We start from the raw sequence: 26,930 nt of genomic DNA on the forward strand, positions 1-26,930 counted from the left end.
TTTTAAAGCAGTATTTTTGTAAATATTTACTCTAAAAGATGATCAAAAAGTTTTTTATTATAGCTGGTCTAACAGCATTTGCGGGTTTATCTGCCCAAAAAACCCACACCGTGGTAAAGGGAGATAATCCTTACAATATTGCTAAACGATATGGCATGACCGTGGATGATTTGGTGAAATTAAATCCGAGTACAAAAAGCGGTACGATCAACATTGGTGAAGTATTGATTGTAAATAAATCGGCCAAAACCTCGTCTGCCACTACGTCTAAAGTTGAGTCTTATTCTGGATCAATTTCAAGTAAATTAGGAAAGATCGCACTTAAACCTAAACAAACTATTTACGGAATTACCAAGCAATATCGAATTTCAGAAAGTGATTTGCGCCAGTTAAATCCAGAAATCGATTCCAATATGAAAATTGGTGACCTTGTAGTTTTACCTTTATCCAAAATCGAAAAATATGGAGATGCAGATCAAGGAGCGGTTCAAAATGTTCAACCTGAAACCCAACCGGTAAAAAGTGTAACGGTTACCCCATCATCTTCAACAAAGAAAGCTAATGAGAATTCATATACCATTGAAGCGAAAGATAACTATTATAAACTTTCTAGAAAATTCAATATTAGTCAAAAAGAGCTTTTTGCGTTAAATCGTGGATTAGAAGACAAAGGTTTGCAACCAGGTGACATAATTATTGTTAAAGGCGCGAATGTTTCAGAAAAGAACGCGGCAACAAATGCGGTGGTCTCAACGGAAAAAGCATCAGTTCAAACATATACATCTACTTCTTTTGCAGATGATTATGTTACTTATACCGTTCAGGAAGGTGATACGGTTTTTGGTCTTTTAAATAAATTTGGAATTACACTTGATAATTTATTAACGCTAAATCCTAATCTTTCAGAAGGTTTGAAATCAGGGATGATTTTGAAAATAAAAAAATTAGATGCAGCTTACGTAAAAAAATCGGGTAATGCACTTAATGTTGTATTGATGTTGCCTTTCGGGTTTGATAGTAATGACTCAAAATACCGAAATCTATCACTGGATTTTCTTGCGGGTGCCAAACTGGCAATAGAGCGTAACGTGAAAAGTGGTCAAAGTCTTGATATTAAAGTAATCGATGCTGGAAACGAGAAAAGTTTTAAAAATTCTTTAACGCAAATAAATCAGAATAATACCGATTTAATTATTGGTCCATTCTTCAAATCGAGTGTTTTAGAGGCGTTGGAATATGTAAAAACCAGCAAAATTCCAATTGTAGCACCTTTTGCTAATTCTGATGACTTGTTGGTTCACTCAAATTTAATTATCGTAGAAACGAATGAATTAATTTATGCAGACCGTATCGTAAAAGAAGTCAAAGACGTGTTTTCTGATCAAAAGATTTATATCGTAGCAGATAATGACCAGTCGATGTCGAAATATCTGAAGAGTAATCTTGAGAAAACGTTAAAAAATCCAAACATAATTGTCGTAAAATCAGCTGCTGAGATTCAGTTAGATCAAAATATGATGACCGGGCAGCCAGCTCCTGTAATTGCGATTTTAGCAAATAACAACGATGATATTGGTGAGGCATTCGCCAATAAATTGATTGCAGCATCCAAGGAAGCTTCAGGTATTAAGGCTTTCAGCATGTATTATTCTCCAGTTTTTGATAAAAAAAGTGATGAATTGAGCCAAAGTAATTTGGTTTACATAATGGATAGAAAGATTGATACTGAAGGTGATTTTGAGAGAGAGATTTTGGCTGCATACAAAGCCAAATATTGTAAATCGCCTTCGAAATATGCAGTGATAGGTTTCGATGTCGTAAACGATATGTTGAGCCGTGAAAATAAAAAAGGAGAGATTTTCAAACAAATGAATAAAGTACAGACCCAATTGGGTACTAAATTTGAGTTCGAAAGAACAAAATCTGGTGCTTATGTTAACAAAGGTTACAGAGTGGTGCGTTTGCTTCCCCAATAATTAATACTATTTAAAATAAAATTAGGACTCCTAATTATTCATAAAAAACATATGAAAGCACTTGTATTTCCTGGACAAGGTTCACAATTCGTCGGAATGGGGAAAGAATTATATGATTCCCGAAAAGATGTTAAGGATTTGATGGAATCTGCCAATCACATTCTCGGTTTTGATATTCTGACAACGATGTTCGAAGGGACCGCAGAAGACCTAAAAAAAACAGAAGTAACACAACCCGCAATTTTTATTTGTTCTATGGCGGCTCTGAAGGGAGTCACGGGTATTTCACCTGATATGGTTGCAGGGCATTCACTGGGTGAATTTTCTGCTTTAGTTGCCAACGGCGTCTTAAGCTTTGAAGATGGTTTGCGACTGGTTTCTACCCGCGCAAAAGCGATGCAGGAAGCTTGTGATGCTAATCCAAGTTCTATGGCAGCAATTTTAGGGTTAGCTGATGATGTAGTTGAAAGAATTTGTGAAGAGACGCCTGGAGTAGTAGTTCCAGCAAATTATAACTGCCCAGGGCAATTGGTGATTTCTGGAGAAACCGCTGCAGTAGAAGCCGCCTGTGTGAATTTAAAGGAAGCAGGTGCAAAGAGAGCGTTATTGTTACCCGTGAACGGCGCATTTCATTCACCTTTGATGATGCCTGCACAGGAAAAATTAGCCGAAGCAATTCATAATACCAAGTTTTATAAACCAACCATGCAGGTTTATCAAAATATCAGCACTACATCGGTAGAAGATCCAGAGGAGATTAAATTGAATCTGATCGCGCAGCTTACTGGACCGGTACGATGGACGCAATCCATACAAAATATGATTAAAAAAGGTGCCACTTCTTTCGTAGAGGTCGGTCCTGGAAAAACCTTACAAGGATTAATCAAAAAAATTAATAGTGGAGTAGAAGTTTCATCAGCTTTATAATAACTTAGAGTATGATTTTTTCCCACGGAAAATTATTGCTCACGTCTGAATATGTCGTCCTTGACGGCGCTTTAGCTCTTGCCGTACCTACAAAATGGGGGCAAGAGTTTTTTATTGAAGAAATTTCAGATCACAGGTCTACTGTTTATTGGACTGCTTTACATCAGGGAAAACCATGGTTAAATGCTGAAATTGACTATCATCGACAAATAATTTCAAACACCAATATTCCAGATGCTGCAGAGTTTATTCTCAAAGTTCTTTTAAAAGTACAACAGTTATCCTTTACGCAACTACGGGCAGATTCTTCTTACAAGATCATTACTAATTTACAATTTCCTGCAGATTTCGGTTTAGGAAGCAGTTCAACACTGATGAATAATTTAGCACAATGGGCAGAAATTGATGCTTTTGAACTTAACGAATCTTGTTTGGGAGGCAGCGGTTATGATATTGCTGTTGCCCAGAAAAAGAATGCCATTCTTTATCAATCTCAGCCAAAACGGACCATTACAGAAACTCAGTTTAATCCCTTATTCAAAGATGAATTAATTTTCATTCATTTGAATCAGAAGCAGAATAGCCGTGATGGGATTAATCTATACCGATCTCGCGATAAATCAGATGCGCTCATTGAAGAGTTTTCTATCATTACCAGAAAAGTTTTAGAAGCAAATAGTTTAGAAGAATTTTCGGAATTAATGACTCTTCACGAAAAAAAATTAAGTGACTTCCTAGGTATCGAAACAGTAAAAGAAAAATTTTTCGAAAACTGCCCGGTTTTTGTAAAAAGCTTGGGTGCCTGGGGTGGAGATTTTGTGCTTAGCAGTAGATTTTTAGGTTTTGAAGCCTATTTTCGGGAACGAGGTTTTTCTACTATTTTTAGTTACGATGAGTTAATCTATTGATATCCAATAAATTGTTAATTTAAAGTTTTCTTGCAGATTGTGACGAATATCAGTAATTTTAAATCCTCGTTAGTACATATTAAGCAGTAAATTTGCTTTTTAATTAAAATCAGAAATATAAAGACATTATGAAGAACATTAAAATCATTCAGCAACTCCACGATTTAGGAATAACAGGTTATGAAGAAGTATCGTATAACCCGACCTACGAAGAAATGTATATCGCAGAAATGTCCTCTAAAAATGTAGGTTTTGAAAAAGGGGCGGTAACTGAATCAGGAGCTGTAGCAGTGAAAACCGGAGTCTTTACCGGACGTTCACCAAAAGACCGTTTTATTGTAAAAGATGATGTCAGCAAAGATACGATCCATTGGGATGGGAAGGTTAATGTACCTACAACTCCTGAAGTTTTTGAAAGTTGCAAGAATTTGGTTTTAAAGCAACTATCTTCATCAAAGAAAATATATGTAGTAGATGCATTCTGCGGAACCAATCCTGATACAAGATTAAAAGTCCGATTTATCATGGAAGTCGCCTGGCAGGCGCATTTTGTAACCAACATGTTTATTCGTCCTTCTAACTATGAATTAGAAAATTATGGTGAACCGGATTTCATCGTAATGAATGGTTCAAAAGCTACAAATCCAAACTGGAAGGAACAAGGTCTTAATTCTGATAATTTTGTGATGTTTAATCTGACTGAAAAAATGCAGATTATTGGAGGGACCTGGTATGGTGGAGAAATGAAGAAAGGAATGTTTGCTATGATGAACTATTATCTTCCATTAAAAGGAATGGCTTCTATGCACTGTTCTGCAAATGTTGGAGAGGATGGTGATGTAGCCTTATTCTTTGGATTGTCTGGAACAGGGAAAACCACACTTTCTGCAGATCCGAAAAGATATCTGATAGGAGACGATGAGCATGGCTGGGACGACAATGGAGTATTCAATTTTGAAGGTGGATGTTATGCAAAGGTAATTGACCTTTCCGAAGAGAAAGAACCGGATATTTTTAAAGCGATCAGAAGAGATTCTTTATTAGAGAATGTCGTAGTTAATGAATATGGTGAAGCAGATTATACAGATAAATCAATAACTGAAAATACGAGAGTTTCCTATCCAATTTACCACATTAATAAAATTGTTTTGCCTTCCAAAGCAGGACATGCTAAAAAGATTGTCTATTTGTCAGCAGATGCCTTTGGGGTATTGCCTCCGGTTTCGCTTCTGAACGACGATCAGGCACAATATCATTTCCTTTGTGGTTATACTTCTAAGTTAGCAGGAACAGAAAGAGGAATTACAGAACCTCAACCATCATTCTCTCCAGCATTTGGAGAAGCTTTTCTTACTTTACATCCAACGATGTATTCTAAAACACTGATTGGCAAAATGAAAGAGCATGGTGCTAAGGCTTATTTGGTAAACACAGGATGGAACGGGACCGGAAAAAGAATTTCTTTAAAAGATACCCGTGCGATTATTGATGCTATTATTGATGGATCAATTGATAAGGCAGAAAAAACGACAATTCCGGTAATGAATTTAGAAATTCCAACGGCGTTACCAAATGTTTCCGAAGGACTTCTGGATCCTAGAGCTACTTACGCCAACGCTTCTGAATGGGAAGAAAAAGCAAAAGATCTAGCTGCTCGTTATATCAAAAATTTCGAACAGTATTGTAATACAGAAGAAGGTAAAAGATTAGTTGCGGCAGGTCCACAGATCTAATAATTTTATTATTTATAATAGAGAATCCCTCGGTCACTGACTGAGGGATTTTTTTGTGCTTAAATATGTATCCATAAGCACTTTAATTGAGTAATATCAAATCATTAGTGCGGATTTTTTTCCAGGTAAAGCTAATAACGGCCATCCCTCCACTTTTTAAACCTAATTATAAGTCGGTTCTTCAATCTTTTATGATGCTTTTAATAAAAGCTTGATCCTAATTATTTAATTATTAATGGGAGTGCGTTGTTATTAGATTGTATTTGTCTCGAGAATCAAGTCGAGATAAAATTTCTTCGTTAAAAACTTCGCCTCTAATCTCTTCAAGATTTTAAAATTCAAACACTGCTATTTGCTTTAACAGCCTGTTTGGTGGTTTCGACGGGAATATTCAGTCGACTATCACGATGTGTTTCTCTAACTGTCTCATTTTTTGAACTGATAACTGGTTTGTAAATAGGGAATTACGACGATTTCTAGCATTTGTGTTATCTAAACCGAACTTTTAAGATGTACCTTTTTTAAACGCCCACCGATTAATTGACTGTTTTTAACTTGATTATTTATCATGTCGTCGAAAAAAATTTTATTCGGTGGTTGCACAATGTACTTTTGACATAAGAAATTTAAGAAGAAATAAAAACTACCAATAAATACTATCTATAATATTCTGATTATCAAATATTAAGTAGCGTTTAAAATGATTTTTCAAAAAATAGAACTATGGAATTATCCCAAATATTACTGCATGTAATAGAAGAAAAGGAGAGTGTGAAAAAGCTTGTTGAAAAAACCAAAACTGCAAAAAACACTAAAGATGAAGTCAAATTTTCTTACCAGGCATTTTGCTGCGCGTTGATGGCGAAGGAAACAACAAATAATCTGCAGAAAATAGAATATATCAACGCTTACGCAAAATACTTGAACAGCGCTTTGGAGCTTAATACAGAATGTTATGAAGCAAGACTTTTTAGGGTTTCCGTAGAAAAAAAATTACAGAATGTTGATTTCAAAAATCACATTACTCAAGATACCTATTTTCTTCGAGCTAATGTAGGGATCATAAAAGATGAAAATCTAAAAAAGATTACCAACAAAATATTATCACTATAATAAATTTAAGAAAATGTTTGAACTATTCGAATCTTTTAAAAAGTACCCGGGCGCAACAATCGAAGAATCACCTCTTTTATCGTTCACTTACTCACAGTTTTACGATCAAATCTGCCAAGTTGCTTCTGGAATTAGTGATCTTAATATTCCTAAGAAAAGTGTCATTGTTATTTATGGAATCAAAAGCCAGCTGAGATCAATGATTCTTTTATGTGGTAGTATTAAAGCAGGCCTTATCCCTTTTATTGTGGAAAACGGCGGCATGGAGAAAGTAAAAGATTTGAAATTCTCAACAATTTTAACTGAAAATACAACTACTGACTGTTTCGAAAGTTTCTCAAAGTCAAGTTTTTTAAGTACTTATTTATTACACTACAAGATTTGTAACACCCATTTTATTGGTGATGAGAACAGTTTAGTTATCGTATCCAGTTCTGGAACAACGGCTAAAATTCCCAAAAAAATACTTTTAGGAAAAAGCGAAACGATGAATAATATTCTTTCAAATGTACAAGCATTGAAGCTGACAAGCGCAGAAAAAACTCTCATTGTACTGCCTGTTTCTTATTCCTACGGATTAATAGCTCAGTTCTTCTCACACCTTTATGTAGGTGCAAATATTGTCTTTGCAACGAAAAATATTGGGATTCTTCAAATTCCTTTCTTGCTCAATAAGCATAATATTACCAATATCTATTTGACCCCATTGTTGGCGAGGCTCGTAGTGTACTATAATTTGAAATGCAAACCGAAAGCTAATAATCTTAATTTCATAACAATAGGCGGCGATAAACCTTATACCAGTATAATAAAAAAAATCGTCAACCTGTTCAATTGTAATATTTATACGACGTACGGATTGGCCGAAGCAGGACCGAGAGTTTCTACGAAATCATTTAAAAAAGAGGATGAAAATTATATGATATCGATTGGTACTCCCAACCCAAATGTGGACGTCCAAATTAAAAAGACTGCCAAATATGATAAAATATTTAATAATTCAGCAATCGGAATATTGAATATACAAAGTCCTTCTGTTTTTCTAGGATATATCAAAGGAAATAAAATTCAAAAGCCTGTTTCGGCTAAAATGATTAAAACTAAAGATTTAGGTATGAAAATGGACAATGGCGAAATTGTACTACTGGGAAGATCTGATCAATACTTTGTCTCTAACGGAAAACCAGTTTGGTTTTATGATTTGAACGAAGAAATCTATGAAAGTGACAATGTGATCAAGGTGAAAATACAAAAGAAAACTAAGATGTTGATCGATGTTTTCTACAGAGGGATTCTTGAGGAAAATAATGTGGTGAATTCCCTTCAGCAAAAATATGGGATAGAAAACAACAAGGATTATAACATACAATTTATAAAGTATGATGGAAACCAATATTATAAATAAAGAACAGCCAGTAATCTATTATACCACCTTAAATAACTCCATTACGTCCAAAACAAAGGAAACCGTTAATCGATATTTTTCAGATGAAATCGTAATAAGAATGGACAGATGTACAAATCCAAGGTTGAAGATCAGGCAATATCTATCTAAAGAATTGATTGTCGAAGTATGCAGGTTAACAGGAATACACCACCGGGAACTAAAAGAAATTTATTACGCAGAGAACGGTAAAATGGTGTTCCGAGATAACAAATACTTTATATCAATGTCTTACTCTCAGAACTTCATCGCATGTTATTTAGGGATGGTGAAAGTAGGAGTAGATATGGAAGTGATGGGTGAGTTGCCACTGACAAATAAAATAAGTGTTCTACAGAATCTAACAGATGAGACCGTTAAGGGGAAACTGGATTTTTATACGCTGTGGACAAAAATAGAGAGTATTGTGAAGTTCTATGACAACATTGATATGTACAAAGTACTGCAAGACAAAATGTGGAAATCAACATCACTAGCTATAGGCAGATATATTAATAACAACTTGATTTTTTCTATAGCGACTGAGAAAATTGAAAAAATAAAAATAATAAAATTATGACAGCAACATTACAAATAGAACAACTTCTTCCGCACCGTAAACCAATGCTTTTAATTGACAGTGTCGAGGAGATTGTACCGAACGAATCAATTATAACAAAAGTGTTCTTGGATGAAGATATGATTTTTTTTTAAAGGACATTTTGATGGTTATCCTTTGCTCCCAGGAGTGATTTTAATAGAAATGATGTACCAGTCGTGCGGGATATTAGATCGATTTCAGCCAGATCATACTGAGACAACTAAAAAAGTAGGTATTGGAAAAGCAGTCGGAATTAAAAGCGCTGTATTCATCAAAGAAGCAAAACCGAATGATCTACTCACTATAAAAGTTAAGAAAATAAATACAATACTCAATTTTAAAAGTTTTTACGCAGAAATTTTTATTGATGAAAAACTAATATGTAAAGCAGAACTAACCGTAACAAATTAATAACATGGAAAATACTAAAGTTTTTATAACAGGATTGGGATCTTTATCAGCGCTGGGATATGGCGCAGAAGAAACATGGGAAAATTTAAAAAATCTCAAAAAGATTACTAAAAAGGATAATTGGGATAATGAGAAAATACAGCCGCATTACTTCGGTGAAGCTGTAGATGTAAATTTTGAAGAAGAAGTAAAATGGATGGATCGGTTTTCACCAAAAAAATACTCAAAATTAGGATTGTTAGCCTGTAAAAAAGCAATTGAAGACGCAGGAATACAAAACCTGAATGAAGATAATGATATCGGACTGATCATTGAAACATCACTAGGAGCAACGGAGTCTGTGGAGGATTATCTATATGACCTGTTCCTAAAAGGAGTGGCAAAAGTAAGCCCGATTAAATTTACAAAAACGGTAGCAAATACTGTTCTAGGTGATGTGTCCAGAACATTTGGACTCAAAGGACCCAGCTCCCTTATTTTTAATGAAAGCAGCGTTTCTTATGGTTACGATTTAATTAAGAAAGGTGTAGTAGATATTGTTATTTGCGGTGGAGTAGACCATTATTCTTCGTTCAGAATGTTGAGCGAGCAGGAGGAAGGAAACTTACACAGTGATGACATGGAAATCAATAGAAAAGAATTAAATCGATCCATATTAGGTGAAGGTGCTTCTTTCATAGTACTGGAATCTGAAAAAAGCGTTCAGAACCGTCAGCGGAAACCATACGCAGAGATTATTGATGAGAATTATGTTTTCGACTATAATAATGTAGAAAGCACAACAAGCAGATCAGCTTATGTTTTTGATGATGCCTCTGCTTTGATGAGTGATAAGCTTTATAAAAATCAGTCTATTGTTTTCCTAAGCGGCTTTTCAAACGAAAACCAGCACGTGGCGAGTGAACAGAAATTAGTAGATGAAATGAAAGTAGATAATGAGGTGTACTCATTGATACACAAGAAATATACTGGAGATATGAAATCAGCGAGCGCCGTAATGGGCTTGAGTATCGCCAGCCAGATCTTAGCCAAGAGCTACCTGCCAGAAACTAAAACTACCAAAAAATTAGATCTAGCTTTTGTTAACGCAGTTCATGAAGGCGGTGGGAGTTCACAATTTTTATTAAAAAACGCATAATCATGAAAAATATTTTAATAACAGGAGGCTCCAAAGGAATAGGACGGGACTTGGTAATTAAGTTTCACAACTTAGGACATAACGTAATATTCACGTACCTGAATTCAGAACAAAGTGCTAACGAATTAGTTGATCAGTTAATGCTGTCTAATAGCCGTGGTACGGTGACAGCAATACGTTGTGATACTTCCAGTGTGGATCAGGTTTCCAGCGCAGTCACTTTACACAAAGAGTTTTTTAAAAACCTGGATGTTCTTGTCAATAATGCCGGAGTGAAAGACAGTAAAAACAGTAAAAAAGCAAAACCATTTTTGTTGACCTCCTATGATGAGTGGTGGGAAGTAATGCACAATAATGTGAACTGTGTAATTGTCCCAACAAAAAGATTGTTGCCGTTTATGATAAAGAATAAGAGAGGACGAATTATCAATATTACTTCGGTGTCGGGAATTAAAGGGAATCCTGGACAATCCGCATATGCCGCGTCAAAAGCAGCAATAACCAATTTCTCTAAGTCCATCAACAAAGAATTAAGTGGATTGGGAATTATTGTGAATTGCGTAGCGCCAAGCTTTATAGAAACGGAGATGACAGAAAATATCCCAGATGCATATGTAACGCAACGCCTTCAGAGTACCTTACTTAAGAGAATGGGTCGTGTGGAAGAGATGTCGAACCTTATTTCTTACCTGGCATTTGAAGCACCAGACTTCTTAATCAATCAAGAAATCGTGTTTGACGGTGGAATAGGATAATCATAACATTAAAAAAATACCAATGAAAAATAGAGTTGTAGTTACGGGATTTGGATCCATATCATCATTAGGAAATAATGTAGATGAAACCGAACAGAATTTAAAGAATGGGCGAATAAATTATCAGACGATTCCTATTGAGCGTTTTCCTACGGATAGCAAAACCTTGCAAAATAACCAAGGGTTCATAATGGATCAGAATTTATTTAATAGCTCTCTGGATAAAGACATTTCGCTAATGGTAGAATTAGCAAAGCTGTCAATCAATGAAGCACTGGAAATGGCAAATATCTCTCCTGACGATATTGCAAAAAGAAAATCTGGACTTTGTTTGGGGACTTCTGTAGGAGCAAGTTATGCGATCATTAAAAGAATGAAAAAATCATTAGAAGAAAATGTGGATGATTATAAGTTGGCCCTTTACTCTTCTCCAAAAGTGATTGGGAATATTGCGAAAGAATATAAATTAAAAGGCCCTGTATCCGCTATTTCGACTGCTTGTGCATCTGGAACAAATTCGATAGGAAGAGCTTTCGATCTTATAGAAAATGGGAAAACTGATGTGATGATTTGTGGAGGAATGGACATTTTTACAGAGCTAACCTATACAGGATTTAATTCCTTGATGGCAATCTCTAAAACGAAATGTAATCCATTTAGCAACAAAAAGAATGGGATGTCTTTAGGTGATGCATCGACGGTATTAATTTTAGAAAATTTAGAATCTGCCATTGCACGGGATGCTAAAATCTATGCAGAAATAAAAGGATACTGTATTCTGAATGAAGCCTATCATCCTACAGCACCACATCCAGACGGAATTTATGCGTTGAAGTGTATGCAGAAAACTTTGGATTATGGCGGGGTAGCAATTGAGGAGCTCGATTACATCAATGCACATGGAACTGGAACGGTGAAAAACGATTCTTCGGAGTTGATTGCCTGTGAAACACTTCTTCAAAATAAGAAAAATAAAACTTTTGTAGGGTCCACAAAATCACTGACGGGACATGCCCTAGGTGCTGCCGGAAGCTTGGAAGCTTTAATAAGTATTCTTAGTATAAAAAATAGTGAACTCTATGGTAAATACGATGACGTCGTAATGCCAGATGCTCCAAAGATTGATTTCGTTACGGAGAATGTATATCACACAAGTATTAATAATGTAATATCAAATTCATTTGGGTTTGGTGGCAATATGTCCAGCATCCTTATCTCAAAATATAACAACTAAATATAAATTAAAATAATAATTAATAATAATTAAATAACAATATCATGAACAAAGAAGAAATTTCATTAAAAGTAAAAGAAATCCTAATCGAATCACTGAATTTAAAAATGAGTGTGGAAGAAATTGACGATCAACTTTTGTTATTCGGAACGAGTGATTCGCCGGGACTATTTGATGACTCGCTTGCGGTTTTAGAAGTAACCTCCTCTCTAATTGCAGAATTTGATATTGATGCGTCTATTTTCAACGAAGATAGTTTTGTATCGGTAGCGTCTTTATCGGAATCAATTTATGAAGAATTGCTCCAAACTGCTTAGAAAAAAATTATTGAACGATTAGCCAACAAGTAGATTCCCAGATTGATCACTTTAGATTATAAAATATATAAAAGGAAAAGCTACTTCTTGGTTCTTGTTTACCAGTGTAACTCAATTATTTATTAACCTCTTAAAAGACTGGAATGATCCTTTAAAATTAATTTAACAAAATCGCAAAGATTGAGATGATAGATCTTTTAAAACATTATCGTCAATTGAAGTGCAAATTTAATTCATAAGATCATTACAATCCAGTATTAATTTTTATCTCCTATGATTTACAAAGAGATTTTAATAGAACTACCCCGAAAGGATACGACTATTGAAGAAATGGAACTAACAGAATTTTAACCTTAACAATTAGACTTATGAATTTACAAGAACTAGACTTACAGGAATTAGAGCAAAGATTTGAAATGACAGCTGCTGCTGAAAGCGTATCAATCGAAATCGGAACATTAACAATTAACGTATAAAAACTAATAACATGAATTTACAAGAATTAGACTTACAGGAATTAGAACAAAGATTTGAAATGACGGCTGCTGCTGAAGGCCCATCAATTTCAATCAAAGATTTAACAATTAACCTTTAAAATTTAAAACCATGAATTTACAAGAATTAGACTTACAGGAATTAGAACAAAGATTTGAAATGACAGCTGCTGCTGAAAGCGCATCAATCGAAATCGGAACATTAACAATTAACGTATAAAAACTAATAACATGAATTTACAAGAACTAGACTTACAGGAATTAGAACAAAGATTTGAAATGACGGCTGCTGCTGAAGGCCCATCAATAACAGTTGACGATTTAATCATTAACCTTTAAAATTTAAAACCATGAATTTACAAGAACTAGACTTACAAGAATTAGAACAAAGATTTGAAATGACTGCAGCTACTGAAAGCGCATCAATCGAAATCGGATCACTAACAGTTAAATTATAAAAACTAATAACATGAATTTACAAGAACTAGACTTACAGGAATTAGAGCAAAGGTTTGAAATGACTGCAGCTGCTGAAGGCCCATCAATTTCAATCAAAGATTTAACAATTAACCTTTAAAATTTAAAACCATGAATTTACAAGAACTAGACTTACAGGAATTAGAGCAAAGATTTGAAATGACGGCTGCTGCTGAAAGCGCATCAATCGAAATCGGATCACTAACAGTTAACTTATAAAAACTAACAACATGAATTTACAAGAACTAGACTTACAGGAATTAGAACAAAGATTTGAAATGACTGCAGCTGCTGAAGGCCCATCAATTTCAATCAAAGATTTAACAATTAACCTTTAAAATTTAAAACCATGAATTTACAAGAACTAGACTTACAGGAATTAGAGCAAAGATTTGAAATGACGGCTGCTGCTGAAAGCGCATCAATCGAAATCGGATCACTAACAGTTAACTTATAAAAACTAACAACATGAATTTACAAGAACTAGACTTACAGGAATTAGAACAAAGATTTGAAATGACAGCTGCTGCTGAAAGCGCATCAATCGAAATCGGATCACTAACAGTTAACTTATAAAAACTAACAACATGAATTTACAAGAACTAGACTTACAGGAATTAGAGCAAAGATTTGAAATGACTGCAGCTGCTGAAGGCCCATCAATTTCAATCAAAGATTTAACAATTAACCTTTAAAATTTAAAACCATGAATTTACAAGAATTAGACTTACAGGAATTAGAGCAAAGATTTGAAATGACTGCAGCTGCTGAAAGCGCATCAATCGAAATCGGATCACTAACAGTTAACTTATAAAAACTAACAACATGAATTTACAAGAACTAGACTTACAGGAATTAGAGCAAAGATTTGAAATGACTGCCGCTGCTGAAAGCGCTTCAATTGAAATCGGAACATTAACTGTGAACGTATAAAACTAATACCATGAATTTACAAGAATTAAGCTTGCAAGAATTGGAACAAAGATTTGAAATGACGATGACTGCAGAAGCAGCCTGTGATACAGGAGGTCCGATTCCCGGACCAGGCGCAGGAGAATGGACTTGGGGATAGCATTATTTTAAACAACAGGGATGAGAAATTATTCTCATCCCTTTATTAAACAATTAAAATGGAAAATAAATTATTGAATTTCAACTACGAGTTGTACCAGCCATCCCATAATGAGTATGTATTGAGTCATCGGGATAAATATTTTAAGATCGAAACGCTTTTGTACAAAATTTTACTGATCGGCAAATCTTCTGTTAGTATCAACGAGATCCATAATAAACTCAATCTGCCGGACGTGTCACTACAGGATTTAAGCCTGGTGATTGATAATAATATTATTCCGGTTTTGCAGCAGAAAAATGAAGAAGAAGAAAAAGCGTCAGGATATTGGCTGAAATTTGAATTACTTAATGCAGACTGGACCAAGAAAATAGCCTCACCATTTGCATTTATTTATGGAAAAGCATTTTATTTGGTTTTGGCAGCGATGGTAGTTATCAACGTGGTGGGTCTTTCTCAATTAAGTGTATTTTCTAAAGGAATGTCATTCGTAGATGTGCAGTTCCTGCCATTTTATTATCTGGGACTTTTGATGATTATATTAATGCATGAAGTTGGTCATGCTGCTGCTTCTATAAAGTCTGGAATCTTTCCCAGAGGGATTGGTCTCGGTTTTTATACGGTAATGCCGGTAATGTATGCAGACTTAACCGATGCCTGGAGGGTTAGTAAAAAAAGTAAAATTAAAATAAACCTGGGCGGAATTTATATTCAGTTAATATTCAATTTTGGTTTATTTGCTTTAACCTATTTTACAGATTCCTCATCTTTTCTACATGCAATCACCTATAATTTGATGTTTACGAACACCATTATAATAATCATGAATCTCATTCCATTTCTAAAATTCGATGGATACTGGATTTTAGCAGATTCACTTTCTATACCTGATTTACTGGAGAGATCCAACAAAACACTTCGTGCATTTTTTGTTAAAGCAGATCCGTTCGCAGAGCAGAAAAAAAGAGAGTTCAACTTCAATACCGTTTTTATATTCATATTCAGCTTATTGAGAGTTGCTTACATCGCAATGATGGTAGTTGGTATTTTTAGTTTTATTATATATTCCTTCTCGAGGACCCTCAAATTTATCATGAATATTCCTTACATGGAGTTAACGGAGGTCACCTTTAAAGATGGACTGGTACGATTAATAAGTATTACCATTATTTATTTATTGACCAAGAATTACAGAAAAGTATTTATTAATTATTTTAGAAAAAAAAGATGAAAACAACGGTGCTAAATAGTTATAACGACGAAGCTATTGTCTTTTTAAATCCAATGGGTTCAGACACACGCTTCTGGAAAAAGAATTTTCCTGATGAAATTCTAGAAAATTACGAGGTGATCTTTATCGACTATCCTGGGTATAATTCGAAGTTTTTTAAGTACAAAAATTTTGCCGAGCAGGCGGTTGATTTGTGTGACAATGTATTATGTAAAATAAAAAAGCCACTTCATCTTATAGGATACAGCTACGGCGGGTTCCTAGCACAATATATCGTGAATCAAAACTTAGAGAATATTAAATCTATGATCCTTATTGGATCTTCCTACAAATTGAATCCAATAAATATTGAGATCAACTCGGTATTAAAATCAGTTGCCAAAGAAAATTTATTACTATTCTGCAGATCACTTTCCATAATTTCTCACGAAGCAGATGAGATCAACAGTAATCCGCTGATGGGGCTTCAGAAATTTGCAAATCTTAAATTATCGATCGATAATTCTGATGTAATATGCAACCAGTTAGAACATCTGCTAAAACACAAGAGTATAACATTTACGTGTGATAAAAGTCTGAACACGCTCATCATCTATGGTGAAAATGATAAAATGATGTCAGATGCTGATATTAATTATTACAGAAACTACTTCGAGAATCTTAAAGTCTTTAAATTGAGAAATGAATCACATATGATTCCAACAGAAACGCTATATCCATTGATTATTAACCATTTTAACACCATAGAACATGATAGACTATCGTTTGCAAACGTTTGAGCAAGAAAAAATTAATATCTCCAAATATGTTGATAATAAATGGAAATCTGATGATCTAAAACACTTTCATTTTTTCTCTGCTAATATTTCATTGTTTTTGGGGCAGAATTATGATGAAAGTTCCCATAAGGATTTGTACAAAGAATTATTAAGCTACAGAGTTTTACAGGGAATCGACACTAAGTTTTATAACTTAATAGACAATGTAGAAGATTTTCACAACAGCAACATCGACACCCAGTCCCCATCAATTTTTGTTTCTTTCCATATCGGTTCCTATAGAGCTATACTTGCGCTTCTTATTAAAAAGAATACCGATGTTTTGCTATTAATGGACCCTATCGCTTATGCCTCCCAGAACAAAGCGGTTTTTGAGCAGTATGAGAAAATTAAAAAGCTTTTCCAGTCTACTTCAAAATTGATTATTTTACCTGCTGATAAGAAAGATCTTGCCTTAGATATCTTGATAAGAACAAAACAAAATTATTCAGTACTTGCTTTTGTTGATGGCAATAATGGTTTCGGCGGAGCATTTAAACAGGATCATTCCTTAAAGATTAATTTTTTGGGCAAAGATATTATGGTGAAACAGGGCTTGGCAAAATTGTCACACCGTTTATCAATCAAAATTGTTCCTATTATTTCCCGTTATGAAAACTGTGCTCAGAAATGGGATTTCTTTGATCCTATTGTGCCTAGTCGGGAAAATAAAGCAGAAGAATATTCGTTATCTACCATGCAGAAACTATACGGTATTTTAGAAACCAGTGTGAAGAGATATCCTATGCAGTGGGACGGTTGGTTATATATCCATAAATTTTTGGCAGAAAAAACGTCGTCTCTGAATTCACTCACCACTTTTACGGAGGCTGATCATCAATTTAAAGTGAGTAAATCCCTTGGGTTGTTCTCCCTGAATGAAAAGTATTATATGGTTAATAAAGCAAATTATAAGATATTTGAAATATCAAAAATAATATTTGGTTTGCTAAAAGAGTCATTAAATAAAAAGTATTTAAATAGAAACGATATAGAGATGAACGACTTAAATGCACTTTTTGCAGAGCGTATTTTACTGCCAATTTAAAATAAACACTATGAAATCGAATAAATTTCCCAGAATAGCTATCTACTTCATTATCGCTTTGCTTTTTTCTATTATTTTCAGATTAAAACCTATTCATCTTCCAGATTTCTATCTAAGCGAGTATGTTTATGGTCTCTTGGGAGGAGCCGGACCGTTTATTGGTGCAATTGTAGTTTTATTTCTGTTCAAAGATGAAATTAAAAATAACGTTACCTACAAAGGTGTTTTTTCATGGCTACAGATATTAGTTTTATTTTTAGTTCCTTCCGCTTTACTCTGCTTTTTTGGAACCAGTTCTGGAAGTCATCTTAATGGATTATTATTAGGATTATACATCTCGATCTATTCCGTGTTAGAAGAACGTGGATGGAGAGGTTATCTTCAGTCAGAGTTTAAAAGCAAAAAACCAATTCTTAAATACCTTATCGTTTCTTTATTCTGGTATACGTGGCATTTAACATTCCTGGGACAAACGTCGTTCTTAAACGAACTGGTCATCTTCGGAATTTTATTTCTAAGCAGTATTGGAATCGGAATCATGGCCGACAGAACCAAGTCTATTTTTTTTGCAGCATGTTTTCACCTGATAGGAAACACCTTGGCTTTCTCCTCAGAACTCACTACGTATTTAACTAAAGATACCAGGAATATTACCGTTGCAATATCCATTGTGGTATGGCTCATCGCTTTTTTTATTGCCAAAAGAAAAAAAATATTATCGTACACTGATCAATAGTTTTTTACTTCGGGATTATCCAGTAGTTTTCATGTCATAACAAGACAATAGCATTTTATCAAAAACATTAAAAATTCTTATCGACTACCCAAGAGGAGCGATAAGAATTTTTTGCTTTTATGGTCCTTAAATATTGATTTCGGGATTAAATTTCTGATCAATACTTATATTCTCATTTGTCGGCGAACAACAACTTTTTTTAGTTTTTAATTTGCCACACTGAGTTGATTATTGCTGTGTGCCAGCAGAAAACCCAAATTCTCTTTTCTTCGTCTACCGATTGATTTACTGTTTTGAACTTGGAAAATTGTCATGTCGTCGAAAAAAATTTTATTCCATATACCGGTAATGTACTTTTGAGCTATGAAAAATTAAGAGGAAATAAGACGAATCATCTTTAGAAGGTCAGTTATTAAATTTCTCTTAACAATAGACTCAAAAAATTAATTATGAAATTATCGCAAGTATTATTAAATGTAATAGAAGAACAAGAGAGCGTAAAGGCTCTTGTTGAAAAAACAAAAACAATCAGCGCCGCTCAAAACGATGTCAAGTTTTCCTATCAGGCTTTCTGTTGTGCGTTAATGGCGAAAGATGCAAAAAACAATCTTCAGAAAATTGAGTATATCAATTCTTACGCAAGATATATGAACAGTGCGTTAGAGCTTAATGAAAATTGCTACGAAGCAAGACTTTTTAGAGTCTCGGTAGAAAAAAAATTAAAGAATGTCAATTTTGAAAACCACATCTCTCAAGATTCAGATTTTTTGAAATGCCATGTAGAAAGTTTACAGGATGAACATCTAAAGAAAGTAACCAACAAAGTGTTGTCCTTGTAATATTACAACTGTAGTTAACAAATAAAAAATAAAATCATGATGAAGAAATTTTTATATATCGCGTCACTTTTTATCGTCTCCTTTTTTCATTGTCAGATGGAAATAACAGGCATTGTGACCAATCCAAAAAAAGTACCGGTCGCAGGTGCAAATGTATATTTACAGAATACCATGCTTGGTGATACATCCAGCGAGAGCGGAAAATTCAAAATAATTGTTGAAAAAGATCAGATGCCAGAAAAACTGGTTTTAATCATTACAGCGATAGGACTTGACGACAAATCAATTGAATTAGATCAAAATACTACTGGCGTTATCGATTTAGGAAAAATTAAAATGGATACTAATGCTACCGCAATTGATGAGGTGGTAATATCCGCGAACTCCTTTAGTCTGGGGAAAAGCAGAGGCGTAGAGCAGATGAACTCTTTGGATGTAGTCATGACGGGTAGCTCAAATGGAGATGTAATGGGAGCTTTGCAATCTTTGCCAGGTACCCAAAGAGTTGGTGAAGATGGAAAGTTATATATCCGTGGAGGAGATAGTAATGAACTTGGTACCTACATCGATGGAATGCATGTGTTTTCTCCTTACACCGCAAGTTCTCAAGATACACCGTCACGTGGCAGATATTCGCCATTTATTTTCAAAGGTGTAAATCTTTCTTTAGGTGGATATGAATTGGAGTACGGACAGTCTTTATCTTCCGTATTACCCATGGAAACAAAAGATGTAGCTGGTGAGTCGAAAGTTGGGATTAATTTTTCACCTTTAAGTCTAGGTGGTGGCGGAACTCTGGGAAGTGAAAAAAGATCACTGTCTTTTAATATCAACTATACCAATTTAGGATTATACAATAAGATTTTCCCCGATAAATTTGACTGGAAAAAAGAATACAGAAATTTTGCTGGAGAAGGGCAGTTCAAAAATGTTTTTGAAAACAAATCACAGTTAAAAATGTACTGGGGCTATAACAAAACTGGTTTTATCCGTGAGTTCGAAGATGCTAATACAGCACAGAAAAGAGATGTTGGGCTTGATGAAAACAATTACTATCTAAACACAACTTTCCAGACAAAACCTAAAAACGGATTACAATATTTTGCCGGATTAGCTTTCTCGAGAGTAGATGATCAATATACAAATGCTCAAATTAGTGGAGATGCTTTTAATGAGAACCAACAGGAAATTCACTCTAAGTTTAAAATCAAAAAAACATTCTCTAAAACTTATAAATTATCTGCAGGTTTTGAGAATTTCACTCGAAATTATGACAATGAATATTTCCTGGGTAATAATAGGTTGCAAAACGAGAAATTACGCTATTCAATTTCGGCACTTTTTGCAGACAATCAGTTGAGATTATACAAAGGACTTTATTCTAATATTTCTGCCAGAGTAGAGTATAATAACTATAATAACTCTTCTGTATTCTATCCGAGATTATCATTGGATTATATCCAAAATAAGTTTCAAACCTCTTTGATTTTTGGGCGATACTATCAGTTACCAAGCAATATGGTACTGGCGAAAACAAGCAATTTGTCACAGGAAGTTTCGGATCAGTATATAGCAAGTGCAAGTTATGATAACAAAGGAATAAGCCTTAAGACGGAATTCTACTATAAAAAGTACTCCAATCTTTGGTTGCTGAAAAACAATCAATATACCTCAGATGGATATGGTGACAGTAAGGGTTTTGATGTGTATTTCTCTGATGACAGTTCAATTAAAAATTTGAAATATTCGGTTTCTTATTCATACAATGATTCTAAAAGATTGTATGAGAAATTTCCGGAAGTTGCCACTCCTATTTTTGCCTCAAAGCATAATATCAGACTCAATACTTTATACTATTTCTCTCCGATCAGAACGTATGTAGGAGTTACCAATACCTTTGCCAGCGGCAGACCCTATAATAATCCAAATCTATCAGGATTTAATCAGTCCAAAACGCCGGTTTTCAATAGTTTGGATGTTAATGCGAGCGTCCTGTTAGGTAAAAAGGTCATTTTATATACCTCTTTAACAAATGTCCTGGGTCGGGAAAATGTGTTCTCTTACAGATATACTCCAAACCCTAGCAGTATAGGATCTTATAATAACGAGCCGATCACAGCCTCAAGAAAAAGATTCTTTTATATCGGAATATTCATTTCACTTAAAAATAACTCAGCATATGATGTCTCAAATTTCTAAAAAAGCAGCGCTTCTGATTGTTCTTTCACTGGGCTTTACAGGATTCACACAAAAGAGAGCTAACGTTACGGTTAAAATTGAAAATATATACATCAAGAAAGGGTTTTTCTATGTAGCGATTTTCAATAGTGAGAAATCATTCATGAAATCACCGTACAAAAAAATAAAAGTCTCGTACAAAACGAACCGAATAATTTTCAGCCAAATTCCAGTTGGGACCTATTCTGCAACCGTTTATCAGGATCTGAATAATGACAAAAAACTTAATAAAATATTTTCAGTTCCTACAGAGCCTTATGGTATTTCAAACAATCCCGCAGGTTACCCTTCATTTGATAATTCCTCTTTTAGCGTATCAAATAACAAAAACATTTTAATCAACTTAAAAAATTAGTCTCATGAAATTCAAAACATTAATCCCAACCGCATTAATTTTAATGCAAGTAAATTGTATGGCGCAAAGTAATACGTTATCTGCACCAGCTCCTGTGAAAAATACGGAGAAAACTGACTTCCTAGCAGCAGCTCTAGAAAAAGCTAAAGCGAGTAAGAGCGCTGCAGATATTCAAAGTTCCGTAAATGAAATTAAAAGAATCGAATCTATGGATCCCAACAATTGGCTTCCGAACTATTATATCTCTTATCTAGAAATTGTACAGTCGTTCTTTACGAACCCGGAAAGTAAAGATGCTTTATTGGAAGATGCCAAAAAACGCGCAGACAAGTTATTGGAGAATAATGCTGCCGACAAATCGGAGGTCTACACCTTGTTAGGTTATTACTATTATGGAAAAATTGCTCAGGATTCTCAAAAAAATGGACAACTTTACTTTAAAGAGGTAATCGGAAACTACCAAAAAGCAATTGCACTCAATTCCAAGAATCCAAGACCAAATTATCTTTTGAATCTTTTCGAAGAAAAAATGAATGCTTTTATGGGAAACAAAGATTCTAACATCTGCGAAAAATTAAACCAAAGCAAAGAACTGTTTGCCAACTTTAAACCCGTTAATAAAAATGATCCCAATTGGGGAGAGAAAGATCTCCTAACAAATTTGGAAAGCAAATGCAGTAAAAAGTAATTATTGCTACTGTCTATAAAAATTGACAAGCTATTAAAAAAGTTTATTGAGTTAATTCAATAAACTTTTTTAATTAATGAGAAAATCGGAACTATTACCAGTATTGTATTTGTTTTCCTTTTTTTATTACAACTTATCATATGTTTTGTATAATTTATTTTATCTTCGGCGTTCTATCAGCGATTTATCTATAATTTATGATATTTTTGCTTATTCTAATAAATTATTGAGGCTAATATATCATGAAAAACTATGAAACTTATAATAAATACCTTCTTCGGAAACCCTTATTTTCAAAGGATATTTTATTCGATAACGACGAAACTAAAGACATAGAAGAAGTTGTTCATGAGCTTGTAAAAAATGATTTCTTCGTATCATCAATTTATTGGAGTTCTCCTGATCTGTATAAAACAATTATTAGTTTTAGAAATAACACGCTTAAAGAAGACCGAATCCCTAAATTAATTCATACGCTTAAAAAATATGCGATCCGATCCAGTACAAGATGTACTCCTTACGGAACGATGGCAGGCGTGGCTTTAAAGTCCATAAAAGACGCAACAGAACCAGAATCCAAATCACTCCTTCGTAAAGCTAGAGTTGATATGGATTTTCTCACCGCAATAAAAATCCATATTGAAGGAAATTTAAATATTAAGCGGCATTTAAAATATAAGGTTAATAATACTTTTGCCAAAATCCCTAGACAGTTCAGATATCAGGAACCAGTGGGGAATGAAAGTGAAGGAAAATCTCAATTATCATCAATAGAAATAAATGAATATCTTGAAAAGATATCCGATCTTAAAGATTTTACAAGCTATAGTGAAATTTCGGCCTTATTTTCTTCTGACTTTAATGATGATGAAATTACGCAGTTTATAGATGAACTCATCGATATCAAATTTCTAGTTAGTGAACTTCAATTAACGCTTACCTCTAATAATCTTGATCATTTAAAAAGTGTTTTAGATAAATTGTCAAACCAGGGAATCGCTGAGGTCAGATCTTATATAGAAATTCTTGAAAAAATCGAACATTGTATTTCGAAGATAGAAGAAACCTGTGTATCTTACCTTCCAATTGCTGAAATTGCTGAAATTAAAGATTTAGTTCAGCCGTTGGGAATAGAAAAGATCCATCTATTTCATGTGGACATGTTGCACTCTTCCGAAAGTAATTATGAACTGACGGAGAAAACACTACGTAACATAAGTACCTCTGTTGCAATTTTGCACAAGTTGGCAGGTGACAAAGTAGAAAACTCCGATTTACACTTTTTTAAAAAAATATTTAATACCAGATATGAAAGCCGGGAAGTACCCCTTTCTCAGATCTTGGATACTGAATTTGGTATAGGATTTCCCGCAACCAATCAAATCGGAGAATTGCAAGGAAACGCATTAATAGAGGGATTAGCAAAAGAAAAAAACAGTTCAAAAAAAAACAGTGATCTATCCCATCTGGATTTTCTTCTAAACCTGATCGAGCAGGGGGATAAAGATATTGTTCAGTTAGAAAGTATAGATCTTAAATTTGAACAAAATCCCATTGCAGCACAAAATTTTTGTGTAATAGGATCTACTTATCAGCATGACTTTTTTTTACAGAGTGTAGCAACTTCAGGCGCTAACTCTATCTTAGGGAGGTTTGCTTTATCAGATGATAAAATCAATTCACTTTGTCAGGAAATTCAGACGAAGGAAAAGAATAGTCAGCCTGAAATTATCTTTGCGGAGATTATTTACATTCCAGAGAAACGAACTGCAAACATTGCCAGAAGACCTAAATTCTCAGAATATGAAATTCCCATTTTTGCGAATGGAAATACAGATCAGGAAAAACAGATCTTGTTAAAAGATATTATGGTTTCTGTGGAGAGAGACGAAATAATTCTCAAGTCTATAAAATTTGGTAAAAGAATTATCCCAACACTTTCAAACGCGCATAATTACCATAAAAGTGAAAGCGCAGCGTACAAATTTCTCTGTTCAGTACAGTCTCAAAATCAGAAGAACTTCAACTTGAATATTGATTATGCGAAGACGAAGAAAAGATTTTTTCCAAGAATTGTTTATCGTAATATTATTTTGCATCGAGCGTGTTGGTTAATGTATGAGACTGACATTCAATTAATTAAAAATTCAAAAGATCCGATTTTACAATTGAAGAACTTTCTCCAAAAGTGGAAGGTTTCAAAATATATCGTGTTGGTTCAGGGAGATAATGAACTGTTTTTGGATATTGAAAATGAAAGTTACTTAAGTCTGCTCATTGATGAATTGAAAAGTAATGTAAAAATACAATTGTCCGAATGTTTATCTCAAATCAATGGAGAAAAAGGATATAGTGAACAGATCGTTCTGCCACTTGAAAATCATGAGTTTAAAAAGTTAAGCAGTTTCTCAAAAGATCATTCCCCTTCTATACAAAGAAGTTTTGCACCCGGAAGTGAGTGGCTTTATTTGAAAATATATTGTAATTCTAACTTTTCAGATACCTTATTGTCTACGATAATTAGGCCTATTCTGGATGATTTAATTAAAGAAGACCTTATAAAGTCGGCATTCTTCATTCGCTATACAGATCCTAATTATCATATTCGACTAAGGTTTAATTTAAAGGATAATGCGAAATATGGAGAAGTTCTTCAAAAGATTCATCAGGAATTGGATCCTTATTTTCAGGAAGAAACCATTTGGAATTTGCAGATTGATTCTTATCAAAGAGAATTAGAACGGTATTCTCCAGAATATATGAAGGATACGGAAATCGCATTTTACTACGATAGTGTGATGATTTTAAATTTATTAAGTGATGAAGAATTTGTTGATAGTGAAGAAGTGAGGTTATTCAGTGCTGTAAGAAATGTTGATGCTTGGTTAAATGTATTTGATCTTTCTTTACAGGAAAAATTAGACTTTTGTAAAGCGATAGAAAATGGTTTTTTAGCTGAGTTCTCTACCGATTATAAATCTCATATTTATCAGAAGTACAGACTTTTGAACGGTGCTTTGGGGAACTTTTTCGATGATCAAATTTTCCAAAAGGAATTTGAAGATCGTCATCAACATTTTAAAAATTTGAAACTGTGTAAAACCTATCTTTCCAGTTATATCCACATGAGTATTAATAGATGGTTTTCTGCGGAGCAAAGAGCGCTGGAATTGATGACCTATTCGTTTGCAGTAAAATATTATAGTAGAATTATAAGTCAATCAAAATAAAATGTATAAATCAAATAAAATAATTACTCCTTTTCTTGACCGTATTTCCCATGTAAATTTTGATGTATTCTACACACCTGCCAACAGAGTACTTTCTCATTTATTCATGTGGTTTATTTTTTTTACATTACTTTTTCTGAATTATAGTGTCGAGCTGGAACTTTCCTTGAAGTCCAGCGTTTTATTAACCATAAGAGGAATGATTAATAATATGACGGTATTTTATATATTCTTCTATCTAATCGTTCCGCAAATTTTTAAAAGTAAAGGATGGGGAATTGCCCTTCTTATTGTGAGTGTACCCATCACCGTTTATATTTGGTTATCTACGAACTATTTTCAGTTTAAAATTTTAGACTACCTAGCGGTTGATATTCATCAGGGACCTTTGAAGGATATTGTGAAAAATAATGCGAAACAAAGTTTTTTTGAGGCGGTATCTCTTAAAAATGTTTTCGGCAATGCGATGATTGTTATTTATTCTTTCTCACCGCCATTCTTTGTAAAGATTTTGTTTGATATCGTGCGCTTGTTTAACCGGACAACCTTGTTGCAAAAGCAAAGTTCAGAATTGGAACTTGAAAATATAAATATTGAGAAGGATTTTTTAAAATCTCAACTGAATCCTCATTTTCTCTTTAACACGTTAAATAATCTTTATGGGTTAGTAGTGAAGAAAGATCCTAGCGCTCCGGGAGTGATTATTAATTTTTCAGATTTAATGGCTTACACCTTATATGAGTCTAATACCGAGAAAGTTCCTCTTCAGAAAGAGTTAGATTTTATAACTAATTATTTTTCTTTAGAAAGAATGAGGTATTCAGCAGATAAAGATATTACCTTAAATATCTCTGTTCCAGAGGGTGTTGAAGACGTTTGTATCGCTCCATTATTAACTTTTACTTTTATTGAAAACGCATTTAAATACGGATTGAAAGCAAACGAGAATAATTTTTTAAAAATAAATGTCGATATTGCTGATGATATTTTTTCTTTTTCTATTCAGAACGATAGTGAGAACAAATCCACAGAAATAAAAACTTTAGGTGGAATAGGGATGAAAAATGTAAAGAAAAGATTGAACTTAATTTATCCGGATAAACACAACCTAATGATTGAGAATAAAGAAAATTGTTTCTCTGTTTTTCTGTCAATAAACTTAAAATAA

Annotated in this window: 24 protein-coding genes; all 24 read left to right on the forward strand. The window is 33.8% G+C overall.

Annotation, left to right across the window (positions count from 1 at the left end; genetic code table 11):
* Positions 1 to 38 precede the first annotated feature (38 nt).
* Positions 39 to 1,976 carry a LysM peptidoglycan-binding domain-containing protein gene (locus FNJ88_RS08305; RefSeq protein ID WP_143852735.1) on the forward strand — a complete coding sequence of 646 codons (1,938 nt, stop codon included), beginning with the start codon at positions 39 to 41 and terminating at the stop codon, positions 1,974 to 1,976.
* A gap of 51 nt (positions 1,977 to 2,027) precedes the next feature.
* Positions 2,028 to 2,903 carry an ACP S-malonyltransferase gene (fabD, locus tag FNJ88_RS08310; protein WP_143852736.1) on the forward strand — a complete coding sequence of 292 codons (876 nt, stop codon included), beginning with the start codon at positions 2,028 to 2,030 and terminating at the stop codon, positions 2,901 to 2,903.
* A gap of 11 nt (positions 2,904 to 2,914) precedes the next feature.
* Positions 2,915 to 3,811 (forward strand): GYDIA family GHMP kinase, encoded by an 897-nt coding sequence (locus FNJ88_RS08315; RefSeq protein WP_143852737.1) that lies wholly within the window; start codon positions 2,915 to 2,917, stop codon positions 3,809 to 3,811.
* A gap of 128 nt (positions 3,812 to 3,939) precedes the next feature.
* Positions 3,940 to 5,544: a phosphoenolpyruvate carboxykinase (ATP) gene (gene pckA, locus FNJ88_RS08320; RefSeq protein ID WP_143852738.1), complete on the forward strand. Its 1,605-nt coding sequence runs from the start codon at positions 3,940 to 3,942 to the stop codon at positions 5,542 to 5,544.
* A 723-nt stretch (positions 5,545 to 6,267) separates the two neighbouring features.
* A complete protein-coding gene (locus FNJ88_RS08325) occupies positions 6,268 to 6,657 on the forward strand; it encodes a hypothetical protein (RefSeq protein WP_143852739.1) in 390 nt (129 codons plus the stop codon).
* Positions 6,658 to 6,670: 13 nt separating this feature from the next.
* Positions 6,671 to 8,062: an AMP-binding protein gene (locus FNJ88_RS08330; protein WP_143852740.1), complete on the forward strand. Its 1,392-nt coding sequence runs from the start codon at positions 6,671 to 6,673 to the stop codon at positions 8,060 to 8,062.
* Positions 8,037 to 8,660, forward strand: a complete 624-nt coding sequence (locus FNJ88_RS08335; RefSeq protein ID WP_143852741.1) for a 4'-phosphopantetheinyl transferase family protein — start codon at positions 8,037 to 8,039, stop codon at positions 8,658 to 8,660. The genes FNJ88_RS08330 and FNJ88_RS08335 overlap by 26 nt, the downstream gene beginning before the upstream one ends.
* Positions 8,657 to 8,794 carry a hypothetical protein gene (locus FNJ88_RS14310; RefSeq protein ID WP_185145792.1) on the forward strand — a complete coding sequence of 46 codons (138 nt, stop codon included), beginning with the start codon at positions 8,657 to 8,659 and terminating at the stop codon, positions 8,792 to 8,794. Before FNJ88_RS08335 ends, FNJ88_RS14310 begins: the two co-directional genes overlap by 4 nt.
* A gap of 22 nt (positions 8,795 to 8,816) precedes the next feature.
* A complete protein-coding gene (locus tag FNJ88_RS08340) occupies positions 8,817 to 9,092 on the forward strand; it encodes a hypothetical protein (protein WP_143852742.1) in 276 nt (91 codons plus the stop codon).
* Positions 9,093 to 9,096: 4 nt separating this feature from the next.
* A complete protein-coding gene (locus FNJ88_RS08345) occupies positions 9,097 to 10,230 on the forward strand; it encodes a beta-ketoacyl synthase N-terminal-like domain-containing protein (RefSeq protein ID WP_143852743.1) in 1,134 nt (377 codons plus the stop codon).
* A 2-nt stretch (positions 10,231 to 10,232) separates the two neighbouring features.
* The gene (locus tag FNJ88_RS08350; RefSeq protein WP_143852744.1) at positions 10,233 to 10,985 is read left to right on the forward strand and encodes an SDR family NAD(P)-dependent oxidoreductase; all 753 of its coding nucleotides are present in this window, start codon (positions 10,233 to 10,235) and stop codon (positions 10,983 to 10,985) included.
* Between the two features lie 22 nt (positions 10,986 to 11,007).
* Positions 11,008 to 12,219: a beta-ketoacyl-[acyl-carrier-protein] synthase family protein gene (locus FNJ88_RS08355; RefSeq protein ID WP_143852745.1), complete on the forward strand. Its 1,212-nt coding sequence runs from the start codon at positions 11,008 to 11,010 to the stop codon at positions 12,217 to 12,219.
* A gap of 44 nt (positions 12,220 to 12,263) precedes the next feature.
* A complete protein-coding gene (locus FNJ88_RS08360; RefSeq protein WP_143852746.1) occupies positions 12,264 to 12,536 on the forward strand; it encodes a hypothetical protein in 273 nt (90 codons plus the stop codon).
* A 1,914-nt stretch (positions 12,537 to 14,450) separates the two neighbouring features.
* Entirely contained in the window at positions 14,451 to 14,579 is a 129-nt protein-coding gene (locus FNJ88_RS14510; protein WP_262711450.1) for a hypothetical protein, read from the forward strand.
* A 58-nt stretch (positions 14,580 to 14,637) separates the two neighbouring features.
* Positions 14,638 to 15,810, forward strand: a complete 1,173-nt coding sequence (locus FNJ88_RS08365) for a hypothetical protein (protein WP_143852747.1) — start codon at positions 14,638 to 14,640, stop codon at positions 15,808 to 15,810.
* Positions 15,807 to 16,589 (forward strand): alpha/beta fold hydrolase, encoded by a 783-nt coding sequence (locus tag FNJ88_RS08370; protein WP_143852748.1) that lies wholly within the window; start codon positions 15,807 to 15,809, stop codon positions 16,587 to 16,589. The genes FNJ88_RS08365 and FNJ88_RS08370 overlap by 4 nt, the downstream gene beginning before the upstream one ends.
* A complete protein-coding gene (locus FNJ88_RS08375) occupies positions 16,561 to 17,676 on the forward strand; it encodes a hypothetical protein (RefSeq protein WP_143852749.1) in 1,116 nt (371 codons plus the stop codon). Before FNJ88_RS08370 ends, FNJ88_RS08375 begins: the two co-directional genes overlap by 29 nt.
* A 10-nt stretch (positions 17,677 to 17,686) precedes the next feature.
* The gene (locus FNJ88_RS08380; RefSeq protein WP_185145793.1) at positions 17,687 to 18,412 is read left to right on the forward strand and encodes a type II CAAX prenyl endopeptidase Rce1 family protein; all 726 of its coding nucleotides are present in this window, start codon (positions 17,687 to 17,689) and stop codon (positions 18,410 to 18,412) included.
* A 449-nt stretch (positions 18,413 to 18,861) separates the two neighbouring features.
* On the forward strand, positions 18,862 to 19,251 hold the full coding sequence (locus FNJ88_RS08385; protein WP_143852751.1) for a hypothetical protein: 390 nt from the start codon (positions 18,862 to 18,864) through the stop codon (positions 19,249 to 19,251).
* A gap of 36 nt (positions 19,252 to 19,287) precedes the next feature.
* Positions 19,288 to 21,450: a carboxypeptidase-like regulatory domain-containing protein gene (locus FNJ88_RS08390; protein ID WP_143852752.1), complete on the forward strand. Its 2,163-nt coding sequence runs from the start codon at positions 19,288 to 19,290 to the stop codon at positions 21,448 to 21,450.
* Positions 21,431 to 21,844 carry a DUF2141 domain-containing protein gene (locus FNJ88_RS08395; RefSeq protein WP_143852753.1) on the forward strand — a complete coding sequence of 138 codons (414 nt, stop codon included), beginning with the start codon at positions 21,431 to 21,433 and terminating at the stop codon, positions 21,842 to 21,844. The genes FNJ88_RS08390 and FNJ88_RS08395 overlap by 20 nt, the downstream gene beginning before the upstream one ends.
* A gap of 4 nt (positions 21,845 to 21,848) precedes the next feature.
* Positions 21,849 to 22,532 carry a hypothetical protein gene (locus FNJ88_RS08400; RefSeq protein WP_143852754.1) on the forward strand — a complete coding sequence of 228 codons (684 nt, stop codon included), beginning with the start codon at positions 21,849 to 21,851 and terminating at the stop codon, positions 22,530 to 22,532.
* A 242-nt stretch (positions 22,533 to 22,774) separates the two neighbouring features.
* Positions 22,775 to 25,762, forward strand: a complete 2,988-nt coding sequence (locus tag FNJ88_RS08405; protein WP_143852755.1) for a lantibiotic dehydratase — start codon at positions 22,775 to 22,777, stop codon at positions 25,760 to 25,762.
* Position 25,763: 1 nt separating this feature from the next.
* Positions 25,764 to 26,930: a sensor histidine kinase gene (locus FNJ88_RS08410; RefSeq protein ID WP_143852756.1), complete on the forward strand. Its 1,167-nt coding sequence runs from the start codon at positions 25,764 to 25,766 to the stop codon at positions 26,928 to 26,930.

Source organism: Chryseobacterium sp. SNU WT5 (assembly GCF_007362475.1).
Classification (GTDB): Bacteria; Bacteroidota; Bacteroidia; order Flavobacteriales; family Weeksellaceae; genus Kaistella.